Origin of the sequence: Kitasatospora sp. NPDC085464 (assembly GCF_044541955.1) — a bacterium.
Taxonomy (GTDB): Bacteria; Actinomycetota; Actinomycetes; order Streptomycetales; family Streptomycetaceae; genus Kitasatospora.
Window position 1 is genome coordinate 64,891 of the sequence record NZ_JBITTM010000045.1, and the last position, 15,606, is coordinate 80,496.

14 protein-coding genes are annotated in these 15,606 nt (G+C 75.0%); 11 read left to right on the forward strand and 3 right to left on the reverse strand.

Going from position 1 to position 15,606, the window contains the following annotated elements:
* Window positions 1–108: 108 nt before the first annotated feature.
* The 11 genes from ACIGG8_RS32945 to ACIGG8_RS32995 all read left to right on the forward strand — a co-directional run bounded on the left by ACIGG8_RS32945 (window position 109) and on the right by ACIGG8_RS32995 (window position 12,981).
* Complete coding sequence (locus ACIGG8_RS32945) at window positions 109–1,038, forward strand: ornithine carbamoyltransferase (RefSeq protein ID WP_396552343.1); 930 nt, start codon at window positions 109–111, stop codon at window positions 1,036–1,038.
* The gene (locus ACIGG8_RS32950) at window positions 1,035–2,336 is read left to right on the forward strand and encodes an MFS transporter (protein ID WP_396552333.1); all 1,302 of its coding nucleotides are present in this window, start codon (window positions 1,035–1,037) and stop codon (window positions 2,334–2,336) included. Before ACIGG8_RS32945 ends, ACIGG8_RS32950 begins: the two co-directional genes overlap by 4 nt.
* Window positions 2,337–2,519: 183 nt before the next feature.
* Window positions 2,520–3,338, forward strand: coding sequence for a hypothetical protein (locus tag ACIGG8_RS32955; protein ID WP_350526387.1), 819 nt, complete (start codon window positions 2,520–2,522; stop codon window positions 3,336–3,338).
* Window positions 3,339–3,456: 118 nt separating this feature from the next.
* The gene (locus ACIGG8_RS32960) at window positions 3,457–4,620 is read left to right on the forward strand and encodes an inositol-3-phosphate synthase (protein WP_396552334.1); all 1,164 of its coding nucleotides are present in this window, start codon (window positions 3,457–3,459) and stop codon (window positions 4,618–4,620) included.
* A gap of 83 nt (window positions 4,621–4,703) precedes the next feature.
* Window positions 4,704–5,552 (forward strand): SCO3242 family prenyltransferase, encoded by an 849-nt coding sequence (locus ACIGG8_RS32965; RefSeq protein ID WP_396552344.1) that lies wholly within the window; start codon window positions 4,704–4,706, stop codon window positions 5,550–5,552.
* Window positions 5,549–6,445 carry a sugar phosphate isomerase/epimerase family protein gene (locus ACIGG8_RS32970; RefSeq protein ID WP_396552335.1) on the forward strand — a complete coding sequence of 299 codons (897 nt, stop codon included), beginning with the start codon at window positions 5,549–5,551 and terminating at the stop codon, window positions 6,443–6,445. Before ACIGG8_RS32965 ends, ACIGG8_RS32970 begins: the two co-directional genes overlap by 4 nt.
* Complete coding sequence (locus ACIGG8_RS32975) at window positions 6,442–7,146, forward strand: EboA domain-containing protein (RefSeq protein ID WP_396552336.1); 705 nt, start codon at window positions 6,442–6,444, stop codon at window positions 7,144–7,146. Before ACIGG8_RS32970 ends, ACIGG8_RS32975 begins: the two co-directional genes overlap by 4 nt.
* A gap of 37 nt (window positions 7,147–7,183) precedes the next feature.
* The gene (locus tag ACIGG8_RS32980) at window positions 7,184–8,059 is read left to right on the forward strand and encodes a TatD family hydrolase (RefSeq protein WP_396552337.1); all 876 of its coding nucleotides are present in this window, start codon (window positions 7,184–7,186) and stop codon (window positions 8,057–8,059) included.
* A gap of 3 nt (window positions 8,060–8,062) precedes the next feature.
* Window positions 8,063–9,283 carry a metabolite traffic protein EboE gene (gene eboE, locus ACIGG8_RS32985; protein WP_396552338.1) on the forward strand — a complete coding sequence of 407 codons (1,221 nt, stop codon included), beginning with the start codon at window positions 8,063–8,065 and terminating at the stop codon, window positions 9,281–9,283.
* On the forward strand, window positions 9,280–10,668 hold the full coding sequence (locus ACIGG8_RS32990; RefSeq protein WP_396552339.1) for an alkaline phosphatase family protein: 1,389 nt from the start codon (window positions 9,280–9,282) through the stop codon (window positions 10,666–10,668). The genes eboE and ACIGG8_RS32990 overlap by 4 nt, the downstream gene beginning before the upstream one ends.
* A gap of 306 nt (window positions 10,669–10,974) precedes the next feature.
* Complete coding sequence (locus ACIGG8_RS32995; RefSeq protein WP_396552340.1) at window positions 10,975–12,981, forward strand: carbamoyltransferase C-terminal domain-containing protein; 2,007 nt, start codon at window positions 10,975–10,977, stop codon at window positions 12,979–12,981.
* 92 nt (window positions 12,982–13,073) lie between these two features.
* Here the strand turns inward: ACIGG8_RS32995 and ACIGG8_RS33000 are convergent, their stop codons facing one another.
* The 3 genes from ACIGG8_RS33000 to ACIGG8_RS33010 are packed head-to-tail and all read right to left on the reverse strand — an operon-like array spanning window position 13,074 to window position 15,489.
* A complete protein-coding gene (locus ACIGG8_RS33000) occupies window positions 13,074–13,259 on the reverse strand; it encodes a hypothetical protein (protein ID WP_030245889.1) in 186 nt (61 codons plus the stop codon).
* Between the two features lie 35 nt (window positions 13,260–13,294).
* Complete coding sequence (locus tag ACIGG8_RS33005; RefSeq protein WP_396552341.1) at window positions 13,295–14,167, reverse strand: class I SAM-dependent methyltransferase; 873 nt, start codon at window positions 14,165–14,167, stop codon at window positions 13,295–13,297.
* Window positions 14,164–15,489, reverse strand: a complete 1,326-nt coding sequence (locus ACIGG8_RS33010) for a cytochrome P450 (protein ID WP_396552342.1) — start codon at window positions 15,487–15,489, stop codon at window positions 14,164–14,166. The genes ACIGG8_RS33005 and ACIGG8_RS33010 overlap by 4 nt, the downstream gene beginning before the upstream one ends.
* Window positions 15,490–15,606: the final 117 nt, after the last annotated feature.

A 15,606-nucleotide genomic window follows, 5' to 3' on the forward strand; every position in this document is an offset into this window, starting at 1 on the left:
CGGCCCACCCCCACCGACCGCAAGGAGACACCCGTGACACCCGCGACACCCGCGACACCCGCGACACCCGCGACACCGGAGACACCGAGGACGCAGTCCAGGCGCAGCCTGGTGTCCCTCGACGACCTCACCGACGCCGAACTCCGCCACCTCGCCCGCCGCGGCGCGGAGTTCGCGGCCGGCCGGGCCGGCGCCGGGCGGCCGCTGAGCGGCCTGATCGCCGGCGCGTACTTCGCCAAGACCTCCACCCGCACCCGCACCGCCTTCTCCGCCGGGGCCCTGCGCCTCGGCGCCCAGGTCATCGCCTACGGGCCGGGCGACCTGCAGACCAACACCGGCGAGACGGTGCAGGACACCGGCCGGGTGTTCGCCGGGATGCTCGACGTCCTGGTCGCCCGCACCACCGGCGACCCGGCCGAACTGCGCGGCTGGGCCGAGGACGGCCGGCTGGCCGTCGTCAACGCGATGACCGCCGACGAGCACCCCACCCAGGCGCTGACCGACCTGGCCACCCTGCTCGGCCACTTCGGGCGGATCGAGGGCCTGCGGGTGCTCTACCTCGGCGAGGGCAACAACTCGGCCGCCGCCCTGGCCCTGGCCCTCGCCCGCTTCCCGGGCGCCCGGCTGGAGCTGCGGACCCCGCCCGGCTACGGCCTGGCCGCCGACGTACTGGCCCGGGCCGGCGCCCACGCCGCCCGCTGCGGCGCGGAGGTGACCGAACGCCACGACCTCGACGACCTCGGCGAGCCCTTCGACGCCGTCTACACCACGCGCTGGCAGACCACCGGCACCAGCAAGCCCGACCCCGACTGGCGCACCCTGTTCGAACCGTTCCGGGTCACCGCCGACCTGTGGAAGCACAGCCCGGACGCCGTCCTCCTGCACGACCTGCCCGCCCACCGCGGCGAGGAGGTCACCGCGGAGGTGCTCGACGGCCCGGCGAGCCTGGCGTTCCGGCAGGCCGAGAACAAGATGCACAGCGCCATGGCCGTCCTGGAGTGGAGCTGCGCCGCCCGGGACATCGAGCCCCGCGGATGAGCGACCCGGCGGACCCCTCCGCCGGGGCCGGGCACGCGGCGCCCGCACCGCTGCGCCGCAACCGCGACTTCCTGCTGCTGTGGGGAGGCGTCGGCCTCACCCTGCTCGGCGCGCGGGCCTGCGTCGTGGCGTACCCCTTCCTGGTGCTGTGGAAGACGGGCGAGGCCCGCGACGCCGGCCTGGTCGGCTTCGCGGGCCTGCTGCCCAACCTCCTGGTGCAGCTGCCCGCCGGAGCGCTGGTGGACCGCTGGGACCGGCGCCGACTGATGATCGTGTGCGACATCGGTGCGGTGCTGGTCGCGGGCAGCGTCGCCGCGGCGGTGCTCGCCGACCGGATCGGCCTGGCCCACCTGGTGGCCGCGGCCTTCGCGGAGTCGACCCTCGCGGTCTTCTACCAGCTCGCCGAACGCGCGGCCGTGCGGCACGTGGTGCCCGCCGAGCAGCTCTCGGCCGCGCTCGGCCAGAACGAGGCCAGGTGGCGCGCCGCCGGGCTGCTCGGCCAGCCGCTCGGCGGCCTGCTCTACACCGCGGCCCGGTGGGCGCCCTTCCTGTTCTCGGCCGTCACCCACGTGCTGTCGCTGCTCGCCCTGCTGCCGATCAGGACCAGGCTGCAGAGCGAACCGGACGGCCCGCGGGCCCCGCTCGTCGCGGAACTGCGCGAAGGGCTGGTCTGGACGTGGCGGCGCCGCTTCCTGCGCGTCCTGGTCAGCCTGATCGCCGGGACCAACCTGCTGTTCCAGGTGATCAGCCTCGCCCTCGTCCTGATCGTCCGGGAGAACGGCGGCTCGGCCACCACCCTGGGGCTGGTCACCGCCGCGGGCGGCATCGGCGGCACCGTCGGCGCGCTCACCGGCATGCGGGTGGCCCGGAGGGTGCCGCTGCGCGCCGTGGTGGCCGGCGGCACCGCGCTGTGGGCCGTCCTCGTCCCGGTCCTCGCCCTCACCGGCTCCCCGGTGCTGCTGGGCGCCGTGATGGCCGCGATGGCCTACGTCGGCGGGCTGACCAACGTGGCCGGCGGCGTCTACCAGGTCACGATCACCCCGGAACGGATGCAGGGCCGGGTCAGCAGCCTGATCCAGCTGCTCGCCTTCGGGACGGGCTCCTTCGGCGCGCTGGCCGGCGGCTACCTGCTGGACGGCCTGGGCGTCACCCGCACGCTCGGCGCGATCGCCGCCGCGATGGCCGTGCTCGCGCTGTTCGCGGTGGTCAGCCCGGCGCTGCGGCACCCCGACCGGGCGCCGGAGGCGGACCTCCCGGTGGGGGAACCCGCCGCCGCCGGCTATATGGACGCCGTATAGCCGGCGTTCCTAGGCTCCGAAGCACCATCAGCGCAGGCCGGGATCCCCGGCCCGTCCCCGCTGCCGGGCGGCAGGCCCGTGCCGGCGGCCAGGGACTCGCAGCGCAGTCGAAAGTCCACGGACCACAGCAGGACCGGAGCGCCCCGGGCGCCCGGCCCGCACGTCCCACACGAGGAGACCTCCGTGTCCCAGCCCATCGACCGTCGGCGCATGCTCAAACTCTCCGCCGGCGCGGTCACCCTGGCCGGTGCGGGCCTGGCCGTCGCCGCCGTCCCGGCGTCCGCGGCCCCGGCCTCCGCGACCGCGGCGTCCGGCACCGCCGCCCCGGCCCGCCGCCGGGACCGCGTCGTCCTCCCCGACGTCCCCGGGATGCTCGGCGACCCGTACGCCAACGAGTTCTGGTACCAGTACGACGAGGTGCTGTGGTTCAAGGCCACCCCCGAGATCAAGGCCGCCTACGGGCAGCTGGCGGCGGCGCTCGGCAAGGACTTCGAGGTGGCCATCGTCAAGGCCTACCAGGACCAGCGCAAGGCCGGCACCTACCCGGGCAGCTTCATCGCCATGGTCCGCCCGCTCAAGGACGCGCTGACCGTGATCTCCACGGCCCAGCTCGGCGTCATCGACACCTTCTTCCCGCACGACCGGCACCGGATGATCAGCGCCTTCGTCGACTTCGGCCAGGGCGTGCTGTACGACCCGCGCCGCAACCCCGGCGGCCGGACCCACATCATGAACGGCAACCCGCCGGTCGGCTTCCACGCCTGGCACGGCTTCGTCCGCGCCATGCAGTTCCTGGACATCGACGCGGACCGCTGGGCCGAGGTCGACCCGCTGATCGCGCTCTCCTGGGCCGTGCAGTCCACCGCCAAGCCCAAGACGGACACCGTGGCCGAGCCCCTCGCGCCGGAGGTGCTGCGCTCGCTGCGCCGCACCTGGCTGCACAAGTCGCCGGAGGAGATCGACGCGGCCTACGACAGCTTCCCCTACCCGCCCGGCATCTGACGGGCAGTCGCAGCCGTCGGGCAGGGAACGGGGCCTGCTCCCCGGGGGCGCACCCCCGGGGAGCAGGCCTTCGTCTCCCGGCCGCTCCGGCGGCGGTCCCAGCAGCGGAAGGACCAGGATGAACACGGAACAGCACAGGACCGGCGTCTGGCTGGTCGGAGCCCGCGGATCGGTGGCGACCACCGCGGTGGTCGGCGCGGCGGCGATCGCGGCAGGGCTCGCCGAACCGACCGGCTGCGTCAGCAGCCTGCCGGACTTCGCGGAACTGGACCTGCCCGGCTTCGACGGGCTGGTCTTCGGCGGGCACGACACCGCCACCGAACCGCTGGCCAAACGCGCCGAACGGCTCGTCGACGCCGGCGTGCTGCCGGGCGTCCTGCTGCCGCCGCTGGCGGCCGAACTGGCCGCCGCCGAGGAAGAGATCCGGACCGTCCCCACCGGGGACGACCTCCCGCAGGCCGAACTGGTCGACCGGCTCGCCGCGGACCTCCGGGACTTCCGGAACCGCCACCGCCTCGACCGGGTCGTCGTGGTCAACGTCGCCACCACCGAGCCGAGCACCGACCCCGACCCCGCCTGGGCCACGCCCGGCGCCCTGCGCGAGGCCCTCGCCGCGGGCCGCGCCCCGCTGCCCTACAGCGCGGTCTACGCGTACGCGGCCCTGCTGGCGGACTGCGCCTACGTGGACTTCACCCCGTCCACCGGGGCCCGGATCCCCGCCCTGGACGCGATCGCCCGGGAGAACGGCCTGCCGTACGCGGGCAGCGACGGCAAGACCGGGGAGACCCTGGTCAAGTCGGTGCTCGCCCCGATGTTCGCCAAACGGGCGCTACGGGTGCGCAGTTGGTCCGGCACCAACCTGCTGGGCGGCGGCGACGGCGCGGCCCTCGCCGAGCCTGACCGGGCCCGCAGCAAGGTCGGCTCCAAGCGGCGCGTCCTGGAGGAGACGCTCGGCCACCCCGTCGAGGGCGGCGTGCACATCCACAACGTGCCGGCGCTCGGCGAGTGGAAGACGGCCTGGGACCACATCGGCTTCGAGGGCTTCCTCGGGGTGCGGATGACGCTCCAGTTCACCTGGGAGGGCTGTGATTCGACGCTGGCCGCGCCGCTGGTCCTCGACCTGGCCCGGTTCGCGGCGCTCGCCCACCGCCGAGGCGTGGCGGGGCCGGTCGCCGAGCTGGGGTTCTTCTTCAAGGACCCGGTCGCGGGCACCACCCACGAACTCGCCGCGCAGTACCAGCGGTTGCGCGACTGGGCGCTCGGACCGGAGGCGGTGCGGTGAGCCTCCTCCTGGCCGGGCCCGGGGCGGTCGGCGCCGCCACCGGCCCGGCGGTCGCTCCCGCACCGACCGGGGTGGGCGACCTGCTGGAGCTGGTCCGCGCGCCCGCCGCGCTCTCCGTGCCCGGCGACGTCCTGCTCGGCGCCGCCGCGGCCGGCCTGCCCACCGGGCCGCGCACCGCCCTGCGGGCCGCCTCCTCGGTCTGCCTCTACTGGGGCGGGATGGCCCTCAACGACTACGCCGACCGCGAGCTGGACGCCGTCGAGCGGCCCGAGCGGCCGATCCCGTCCGGGCGGGTCACCCCGGGGACGGCGCTGGCCGTCGCCACCGGCCTCACCGCCGCCGGGTTCGCCCTGGCCGCGGCCGCGGGCGGCGCCGCCGCGCTGCGGGTGGCCGTCCCGCTGGCCGGCACCGTCTGGCTCTACGACCTGGTGCTCAAGGACACCCCGGCCGGACCGGCCGCGATGGCGGCCGCCCGCGGCCTGGACGTGCTCTCCGGCGCCGCCGGCAGCGGCCGGGTCCGCGCGGCCCTGCCGTCCGCGCTGGTGCTGGCCGGGCACACCGCGGCGCTGACCGTGCTCAGCCGGCGCGAGGTCCACGGCGCCACCCCCGCCCTGCCCCGGGCCACCCTGGCGGCCGGCGGCCTCGTCGCCGGGACGGTCCTCGCCCTCGGCCGCCGCCGGGGAGCCGCCGGGCGGGCGCTGACCGGCCTGCTCACCGCCGGCTACCTCGCCACCGCCGCCCCGGCCCAGCTCGCCGCCGTCCGGGCGCCCTCCCCGGTGCGGGTCCGCCGGGCCGTCGGGGCCGGCATCCACGCGATGGCGCCGCTGCAGGCCGCGCTGTCCGCCGCCGCCGGCGCCCGCGGCGTCGCCCTGGCGCCCGTCCTCGCCGTGTCGCTGGCCCGCCGCCTCGCCCGGAAGGTGTCCCCGACATGACGCACCGGCACCCCGGACCGCCGCCCCCGCGCTTCGGCTTCGGCACCAACGGACTCACCGACAACCGGCTCCCGGACGCGCTGCGCCTGCTCGCCGACCTCGGCTACGACGGGGTCGCGCTGACCCTGGACCACGCCCACCTCGACCCGCTCGCCCCCGGCCTCGTCCACGAGGTGGAGCGGACGGCGGCGCTGCTCCAACGGCTCGGACTGGCCGTGGTCGTCGAGACCGGCGCCCGCTACCTGCTCGACCCCCGCCGCAAGCACCAGCCGACCATGCTCAGCGACGAGGGCGCCGAACGCCGGGTGCGGCTGCTGACCACCGCGGTGCGGATCGGCGCCGAACTGGGCGCCGAGGCGGTCTCGTTCTGGAGCGGCACCGCCCCCGCCGGCGTCCCGGAAGGGCTGCTGTGGGAGCGGCTGCTGCGCGGCTGCGAGCCGGTGCTGCGGGCCGCCGAGCAACAGCGGGTCGTGGTCGGCATCGAACCCGAACCCGGCATGTTCGTCGACACCCTCGACTCCGCCCGGCGGCTGCTGGCCCGGCTGGACGGGGCCGGTGCACCGGGCCGGCTCGGGATCACCCTGGACATCGGCCACTGCCGCTGCCTGGAGCCGCGGTCCATCCCGGAGTGCGTCGACCTGGTCGCCGACCGGCTGGTCAACGTCCAGATCGAGGACATGCGGCGCGGCCGGCACGAGCACCTGGAGTTCGGCCACGGCGAGATCGACTTCCCGCCGGTGCTGGCCGCCCTCGGCGCGGCCGGCTACCGCGGGCTGATCAGCGTCGAACTGCCGCGGCACAGCCACGACGGCCCCGGCGTGGCCCGGCGCTCACTGGAATTCCTGCGCGCGGCCGCCGCCCGGCCCGCGATGACGATGGAGACGGCGCGATGACGGAACCCGAATGGAGCACGACCCGGCTGCGCGAGGCGCTGGCCGACCGGCTGACGCCGCAGGCCGACGACTGGCTGCGCGGGCGGCTGGCCGCGGCGGCCGCCGGACCGGAAGCGGTCCGCACGGCCTTCCCGGGCGCCGCCCGGCACGGCGGCCGGGGCGACCTGCAGCCGGCCGGCCGCGGCGGCGGAGCCGACCACCCACTGGCCCGCTGGCAGGTCGAGGACGCCGTCCGCACCCTGCTGCTCGCGGCCCTGCCGCTGCGCGGCGAGGCACTGGTGGCCGAACTGACCGCACTGTACCGGGGCGGCGACACCGCCGAACGCCGGGCCGTGCTGCGCGCGTTGAGCGTGCTCGACCACCGCACCACGGACGAGCAGCTGCCCGGGGCGGGCCCGTACGGCCTCGGCGACGGCGCGCTGCCCCTGGTCCGGGACGCCCTGCGCACCAACGACCTGCGCCTGATCGCCGCCGCGCTGGGCGACTACGCCGCCCGCCGGCTGGACCAGGCCGCCTGGCGGCAGGCCGTGCTCAAGTGCGTCTTCACCGGCGTCCCGCTGGCCCTGGTGGCCGGCCTGGCCGACCGTGCGGACACCGAACTCCTGCGGATGCTGGACGACTTCGGCACCGAGCGGCGCGCCGCGGGCCGGGCCGTGCCGGCCGACATCGAGTCCGTCCTGCACGCCCACCGAGTGTCCTGACCCGCCCGGCCTCCCCGCACCGAAGGAACCCACCGCCATGCGCATCTTCGACCCGCACATCCACATGACCTCCCGGACCACCGACGACTACGCGGCGATGAGCGCCGCGGGCGTACGCGCCCTGGTGGAGCCGTCGTTCTGGCTCGGCCAGCCGCGGACCAGCGTCGGCAGCTTCGTCGACTACTTCGACGCCCTGATCGGCTGGGAGCCCTTCCGCGCCGCCCAGTTCGGCATCCGGCACCACTGCGCCCTCGCCCTCAACCCCAAGGAGGCCAACGACCCGCGGCTGCGCGAGGTCCTGGACCTGCTCCCGCGCTACCTGGAGAAGGACCAGGTCGTGGCGATCGGCGAGATCGGCTACGACTCGATGACCGCCGAGGAGGACGAGGCGCTCGCCGCCCAGCTCGCCCTCGCGGTGGAGCACCACCTGCCGGTGCTGGTGCACACCCCGCACCGCGACAAGGCGGCCGGCACCCGCCGCACCCTGGACGTGGTGCGCGAGTCCGGCATCGACCCCGCGCTGGTCGTCCTGGACCACCTCAACGAGGTCACCGTCGCCATGGTGCGGGACTCCGGCTGCTGGGCCGGCTTCTCCGTCTACCCGGACACCAAGATGGACGAGCCCCGGATGGCCGCGATCCTCGCCGAGTACGGCCTCACCGGGATGCTGGTCAACTCCGCGGCGGACTGGGGCAACAGCGACCCGCTGAAGACCCGGAAGGTCGGCGACACCATGCTCCTCGCCGGGTTCACCGAGGCCGACGTCGAGCAGGTGCTCTGGGAGAACCCGGTGGCCTTCTACGGGCAGAGCGGCCGCCTCGACCTCAGCGAGCCGGCCGTCGACGCCACCGGGCTGCACGAGGGCAACTCCGTCCTGCGCGGCGGCGCACCCGCGCCCGGGGCGGTGCGGTAGCCCGTGCGCTTCCGGCACCCGGACGGCACCACCGTCCACCTCGCCTACTGCACCAACGTCCACCCGGCGGAGGACCTGGCCGGGGTCCGGGACCAGCTCGGCCGGTACGGCGAGCCGGTCCGCGAACGCCTCGGCGTCGACCGGCTCGGCCTCGGCCTCTGGCTGGCCCGCCCCGTCCTGGACGAACTCCTCGCCGACGGCGCCGCGCTGCGCCGCCTGCGCGCCGACCTCGAAGCCCGCGGCCTGGAGGTGGTGACCCTCAACGGCTTCCCCTACCGGGGCTTCGGCGGGGCCGTCGTCAAGCACCGGGTGTACCGGCCGGACTGGGCCGACCCGGAACGCCTGCGCTACACCCTGGACCTGGCCCGGGTGCTCACCGAACTCCTCCCGGACGACGCCCGGCGCGGCAGCATCTCCACCCTCCCGCTCGGCTGGCGCGCCGACTGGACGCCGCGGCACGCCGACCCGGCCCGCCGGCAGCTCGACCGGCTCGCCCGGGAGCTCGCCCGGATCTCCGGGAGCACCGGGCGCCTCCTGCGGGTCGGGTTCGAGCCCGAACCCGGCTGCGTCGTCGAGTCGACGGCCGACGCCGTCCGCGAGCTCGCCGACGCGGCCGGCCCGCACCTGGGCGTCTGCCTGGACGCCTGCCACCTCGCGGTCGAGCACGAGGAGCCGGCCGCCGCGCTCGACCGGCTCGCCGCGGCCGGCCTGGAGGTGGTCAAGCTGCAGGCGTCCGCCGCCCTCGTCGCGGACCGCCCGCGCAGCGCCGCCGGGCGCACCGCCCTGGAGCCGTACGCGGAGCCGCGGTTCCTGCACCAGACCCGCGAGCCCGGCGCGGACGGCCTGCTGCGCCGGGACGACCTGGACCAGGCCCTGGCCGGGCCGGATCCGCTGCCGGGGGAGCACCCCTGGCGGGTCCACTTCCACGTCCCGCTGGGTGCCGAACCGGCCGCGCCGCTGGCGAGCACCGGCCCGGTGCTCCGGGAGACGCTCGGCCTGCTGCTGGGCGGCCCCCGGGCGGCGGTCGACCACATCGAGGTCGAGACCTACACCTGGCCGGTGCTGCCGCCAGGCCCGGAACGGCGGGCGCCCGACGCGTCCGCCGCAGCCCGCACGGTCGGCGCAACCGCCGGGGCACCCGACCCGGTCGGCGGAATCGCCGAGGAACTCGACTGGACGCGCGTCGAACTGCAGCGCCTGGGACTCAAGGAGACGGACTCATGAAACGGCTGCTGGTGGTGGACGTGGTCGGGCTAACCCCGGCCCTGCTCCGCCACATGCCCACCCTCGCCGGACTCGCCGACCGCGGCTTCAGCGCCCCGCTCGGCACCGTCCTGCCCGCCGTCACCTGCTCCGTCCAGTCCACCTTCCTCACCGGCGAACTCCCCGCCGGCCACGGCGTCGTGGGCAACGGCTGGTACTTCCGCGACCTCGGCGAGGTGCTGCTGTGGCGCCAGCACAACGCCCTGGTCGGCGGCGACAAGCTCTGGGACGCCGCCCGCCGGCGCAAACCCGGGTACACCGTCGCCAACGTCTGCTGGTGGTACGCGATGGGCGCCGACGTGGACTGGACGGTCACCCCCCGCCCGATCTACTACGCGGACGGCCGCAAGGAGCCCGACTGCTACACCAGGCCGCCCGGCCTGCACGACGAACTCACGGCCAGGCTCGGCGAGTTCCCGCTCTTCACCTACTGGGGGCCGACGGCCGGACTGCCCTCCTCGCAGTGGATCGTCGGCGCCTCCCGGCAGATCCTCCGGGATCACCGCCCCGACCTCACCCTGGTCTACGTACCGCACCTGGACTACGACCTGCAGCGCTTCGGCCCGGACTCCCCCCAGGCCGCCGACGCGGCCGCCGAGATCGACTGGGCGCTCCGCCCGCTGCTGGCCGACGCCGCCGCGCAGGACGTCACGGTCGTCGTCCTCAGCGAGTACGGCATCACCGCCGTCGACCAGCCGGTGGACATCAACCGGGTGCTGCGCCGGGCGGGCCTGCTGAACGTCCACACCCAGGACGGCATGGAGTACCTGGACCCGTGGACCTCCAGGGCGTTCGCCGTCGCCGACCACCAGCTCGCGCACGTCTACGTCCGCGACCGGACCGACCGGGACCGCGTGCAGGAGCTGCTCGAAGGCGTGGACGGCATCGACACCGTGCTGGACGAGGCGGCCAAGAAGGAGCACGGCCTCGACCACGAACGCTCCGGCGACCTCGTCGCCGTCGCCGCCCCCCGCGCCTGGTTCACCTACTACTACTGGCTCGACGACGCCCTCGCCCCGGACTTCGCGCCCACCGTCGAGATCCACCGCAAGCCCGGCTACGACCCGGCCGAGCTGTTCTTCGACCCGGCCGACCGCACCGCCCGGCTGCGGGCCGGCGGCGCCCTGCTGCGCAAGAAGCTCGGCCTGCGCTACCGGATGGACGTCGTGCCGCTGGACCCGTCCCCGGTCCGCGGCAGCCACGGGCGGCTGCCCGCCCACCCGGACGAGGGGCCGGTGCTGCTCTGCAGCGACGGCACGGCGGCCCGGGACGCCCTGGAAGCCACCGAGGTCAAGGCGTTCCTGCTGGAACTCGCGGGCCTGGGCCCGGAACCGCGGGCCCGGTAGCCGCCCGTCCGCTCTCCGCTCCACTCCCGCCCGTCCCCATTCCCGCCCGTCCCCTTTCACGCCCGTCCCCTTTCACGCCCGTCCCCGCCCCGTCGGCGAGCGCCGCCGACGGGGCGCTGCGCATGCGTACGCGGCGTGCGTAAAGGGGGATTTCAGTATGTACCGGGTCTCGGCGGGCGTGGTCGAATGGCCGCGTAGTCGCTGGTGCCGGGGGCAGGCGGCCGGCCCTGGGCGGGGTGCGGGAATCCCCTCGCGAACGGGCCGGAATTACCTCCTCCTGGGCAGACCGAGGAAGAAGAGGTAACCGTGGCCGAGCATTTCCTTTCCGCCTATCTCACGCCGCCGGGGCCGGGTGCGGTCTTCTCGGTCCGGCACGACCAGAACGTCGCGCTGTGGCGCCGGGACGACGCGGACGTCGAACTGGTGCGGGTGTGGGAACTGGAGCGGGTCAGCGGGCAGAAGCACCACTTCTGGCCGCTGTACACCGAGGGCCGGGCCGAGGCGTTCCTGTCGGCACTGCTGGCCGAGGAGGGGCTCACCCTCGACGACGTGACGGCGACCTGGGGCACGCCGGGGCTGCCGAAGGCGCAGCCGGTGCCGAAGCCCGCCGGGGCGGAGGAGTTCCCGCTGCACAGCCTGGCGCACCTGTTCAGCGGGGTGCTGCGGGACCTCCCGCTGTTCCGTGACGGGCAGATCGTCGGCATGGCGATCGACGCGCTGCCCGACTACGCGCAGGAGAGCCGTCCGAACACCTACTGGTACGCCGGCTGCGTGGTGAAGCAGGGGCGGATCACCTTCGAGCCGGTGGAGTCCCCCGGCCCGCTGTACACCGCCGCCGAGACGGTGTTCGGCCTGGAGCCCGGCTCGCTGATGGCGCTGGCCACGGCCTCGACCGCGGCGATCGAGTTCGACGCCGAGGCCGCGATCGCGGACGTCACCTTCTTCGGCGGCTCCGCCACCCAGCCGTGGAAGGCTGCGCACGACCTGGTCCGCGCGGTGGTGGCCGCCGCCGAGGAGCAGCTGGCCGGCGTCGAGCTGGACGACTCGCTCAGCCGCGAGGACCACCTGCGCAGCGCGGTGATGAAGGTCGTCCAGCGCTGCTGCGAGGGCGTCGCGATCCGCAACGTGGAGCGGCTGCTGGAGGTCGGCGGCATCCGCGCCGAGGACACCCACCTGTCCACCAGCGGCGGCTACGCGCTCAACTGCCCCACCAACACGCTGCTGATGGACCGGTTCGGCTTCAAGGGCCTGGTCACCCCGCCGTGCGCCAACGACTCCGGCCAGGGCATCGGCCTCGGCCTGCTCGGCCTCTACGGGGCCGGCGCGCTGGCGGACTCCGGGCTGCGGATCGTCTCGCCGTACTACGGCCGGGACGTCATGGACGTCGAGGAGGCGCTGGCCGAGTTCGCGCCGTGGATCGCATCGGTGACGGACTTCGAGGCGGAGCGGTTCGTCGCCGACGTCTCCGACGGCGTGATCGCCTGGGTGGACGGCCGGGCGGAGCTCGGGCCGCGTGCGCTGGGCCACCGCAGCCTGATCGGCGACCCGCGCTCGCAGAAGGTCAAGGACCTGCTGAACGCGTACAAGCGGCGCCAGTGGTGGCGCCCGGTCGCACCGATGGTGATGGCCGAGCACACCGGCGAGTGGTTCGCCTCGGACCGCGAGTCGCCGTACATGCTGGAGGCGGTCCAGGTCCGCCCGGAGGTGCGGGAGCTGGTGCCCGCGATCGTCCACCTGGACGGCTCGGCCCGGCACCAGACGGTCACCGCCGAGTCCAACCCGCGGCTGCACCGGGCGCTGGACGCGTTCCGGGCGGCGACCGGGGTGCCGATCCTGTGCAACACCTCGCTCAACGACAAGGCCGAGGCGGTCGTCGACCAGGCCGCGGAGGCGCTCAACTTCTGCGTGCGCAAGGGCGTCGCGGTGCTGTACCTGTGCGGGCGGCGGGTCGAGCTGCGCGCCGAGCCGGTGCCGGCCACGGCCGCGCCGACCGAGCCGCGGCCGCGCGCCCTGGCGTACTTCGCCGGGCAGGAGGCGGACCGCGACGGGCTGTGGCAGGGCTGGCTGGACGCCGGGTACACCGTCGAGGGCATGTACCACCTGTCCCGCAGCCACCAGCTGCGCGCCGAGCAGGAGCTGTCCACGCCGGAGCGGGTCAACCTGCTGGCCGCGTACCGGGTGACGGTGGACCCGTCGTTCCGCGGGCTGGTCGACAACTTCCGCCGCACGCACGGGCCGGGCGGCTCCTTCGTCGACCCGTCCACGCTGACCGGGGCGTTCGGGGTGATCAACCCGCTGCGCCGGTCGCGCTAGCCGGTAGCGGGAACGGGTCGGGGGGTAGGGCTTTTCGAAGCCCTACCCCCCGACCCGTTGTGCTGCTAAGCGACCCGGCGTCGACACCACCGTCAGTAGCGCGGCTTCCGGGTCAGCGCCAGACCGCCCAGCAGGAAGGCGACGCCGAGCACGCCGGCGACGACCGCGTCGGTGGTCTGGGCGGGCTTGTGGCTGGCGTCCATCACGGCGGTGATCAGGCCGGCGACGGCGCTGATGTAGCAGAAGATGGTGATGAAGATCTTGACCTTGGGGTGCATGGCGATTCCTTCCGGGGCTGCGGTTCTCGGTGTGGTCAGGCGGTTTCCTGCGGTCCGCGGCCCGCGGGTGCGGTCGCGGCGGCGGTGAGGCCGAGCAGCATCACCCAGGCGTCGGGGTCCGACCGGAAGCGGTTCCAGCGGTCCGCGGCGAGGGCGAGTTCGGCCAGGGAGAGGACGCCCCGGGCCACCAGCGGCTCCAGGCGCTGCGGCCCGAGCTGGGGGGCGAAGGCGTCGGTGGGGTGGTCGTCGTTGGTGGTGGCGAAGGGGCGCAGCACGACCTCGTCGAAGCCGGCCGCGCGCAGCAGCCGGGGCAGCCGCCGGCCGATCGACCGGTCGCCGCCGTCGGCGCGCTGGGCGGCCGCCATCTTGGCGTGCACGCCCGCGAGTTCGGGGTACGAGGGCTCGGCCGCGCCCCACAGCGCGGAGTCGACCTCGGTGCAGGCGACCCGCCCGCCGGGCTTCAGCACCCGGCGGGCCTCGGCCAGGACGGCGGCCGGGTCGGGGACGTGCTGCAGGACGTAGCGGAGCAGGACGAAGTCCACGCTCGCGTCCGGCAGCGGCAGGTCGGCGCCGTCGGCGACCAGCAGGGTGACGTCGGGGCCGGCCGCGTGGGCGAGCAGCTCGCCGTCGATGTCGGCGGCGATCAGGGCCGTCCCGGCGGGCAGCGCGGCGCGCAGCCGCCGGGTCACCGCGCCCGGCCCGGCGCCGAGTTCGAGCACGGTGGCGCCGGCGTCGGTGCCGGGCTCGGCGGCGCCGTCCCCCATCCCGAGTTCGCGCAGGATGCGCAGCTCCTCGGGGAAGGAGAGCGCGGCCTGCGCCTCCAGCCGGTCGAGTTCGGCGGCGAGGCCGCCGCCGGTGGTGCGGGCCGGGTCGTAGGACCCGCCGACGGGGCGGACGGCTGTGCTCATCGGGGCCTCGCGATCATCGTCATGCCGTGCTTGGGGCGGAGGGTGACCAGGGCCTCGGGCTCCACGGGGAAGCCCTCGACCAGTTCCAGCCGGACCGACTGCAGCAGCGTGGCGAGCACCAGGACGGCCTCCAGCATCGCGAAGTGCTGTCCGACGCAGATCCGGTCGCCGCCGCCGAACGGCAGGTAGAGGTGGCTGGGGAGGGTGGCGCCGTCGAAGCGGTCCGGGCGGTACGCGTCCGGGGCGTCCCAGTGGTCGGGGTGGCGGTGCAGCACCCACTGGCTGACGCACACCAGGGTGCCGGGCTCGACGTCGTACCCGCCGATGACGTCGTGCTCGACGGCCCGGCGGGAGATCAGCCAGACCGGCGGGTAGAGCCGCATCGCCTCCTGGATGGCCCGGCGGCAGGCCGGCAGGTCCTGGAGGTCGGCTGCGGTCGGCGGGCGGCCGCCGAGGACCCGGTCGACCTCCTCGCGGACCTTGGCCAGCTCCTCGGGGTGGCGGTCGAGCAGGTAGAGCGTCCAGGTCAGGGACTTGGCGGTGGTCTCGTGGCCGGCCATCACGATGGTCAGCACCTGGTCGCGCAGGTCCTCGTCGGAGACCAGGTGGTCGCCGGACATCATGGTGTCCAGGAGGTCGCCGCCGGCGGTGCTGCTGCCGCCCGCGCGGCGGGAGGCGATCAGAGTCCGGGTGACGGTGTTGAGGAACACCCGGGCCCGGCCGAAGTCGGCGAACCGGCGGGCGGTGTCGGCCGGGTCGGGGTCGGGGTTCGGTACGTAGTGGCCGATGCAGCGGTTGACGGCGTCCACCGCGCGGCCGAAGCCCTCGCCGATGCCGTCGATGTCGGCGCCGAGGATGGCGTGGGTCAGGATGCCGAGGGTGAGCGCGGTGAAGTGCTGGTCCACCTCCAGCGGGGCGCCGGACTCGACGGACGGGCGCCAGCGCTCCAGCATGCCGGCGGTGGCGTCGGTGACGATGGTGTCGAAGCTGCGCACCGCGCTCGGGCGGAACGCCGGTGCGGTCAGGTGCCGTTGGCGGGCCCAGTCGGCGCCGTTGCTGGTCAGCAGCCCGTTGCCGAGCAGCGGACGCAGCATGGCGTCGTCCGGGGTGCCCTCCTTGGTGTAGTTGGCGCCGTTGTCCTTGAGCACGTGCTTGGCGTACTCGGGACGGTTGAGCAGGTAGACGGTGTCGCCGTCCGCACGGTGGCGGGTGATGTCGCCGTAGCGGCGGGCCAGGTCGGTGATGAAGTCGAGCGGCGACTCCCTCATCAGCGCCATGTCGACGTCGTCGGCAGGGCCTGGCGGGACGGTGTGCGTAGGCACGGTGCGGACCACCCCCGTGATTCCTCTCGATGCTTACCCGGGACTCCGGAATGCGTACTCGGCTCCGGGATACGTACTCGGCATTTCCCGGTACGTATTCGGATGCGTATTCCGATG

Coding starts and splice junctions, on each gene's coding strand:
- ACIGG8_RS32950 (WP_396552333.1), top strand. CDS start 1,035: ATGAGCGACCCGGCGGACCCCTCCGCCGGGGCCGGGCACGCGGCGCCC.
- ACIGG8_RS33000 (WP_030245889.1), bottom strand. CDS start 13,259: ATGCACCCCAAGGTCAAGATCTTCATCACCATCTTCTGCTACATCAGC.
- ACIGG8_RS32990 (WP_396552339.1), top strand. CDS start 9,280: ATGAAACGGCTGCTGGTGGTGGACGTGGTCGGGCTAACCCCGGCCCTG.
- ACIGG8_RS32970 (WP_396552335.1), top strand. CDS start 5,549: ATGACGCACCGGCACCCCGGACCGCCGCCCCCGCGCTTCGGCTTCGGC.
- ACIGG8_RS32980 (WP_396552337.1), top strand. CDS start 7,184: ATGCGCATCTTCGACCCGCACATCCACATGACCTCCCGGACCACCGAC.
- ACIGG8_RS33005 (WP_396552341.1), bottom strand. CDS start 14,167: ATGAGCACAGCCGTCCGCCCCGTCGGCGGGTCCTACGACCCGGCCCGC.
- ACIGG8_RS32975 (WP_396552336.1), top strand. CDS start 6,442: ATGACGGAACCCGAATGGAGCACGACCCGGCTGCGCGAGGCGCTGGCC.
- ACIGG8_RS32960 (WP_396552334.1), top strand. CDS start 3,457: ATGAACACGGAACAGCACAGGACCGGCGTCTGGCTGGTCGGAGCCCGC.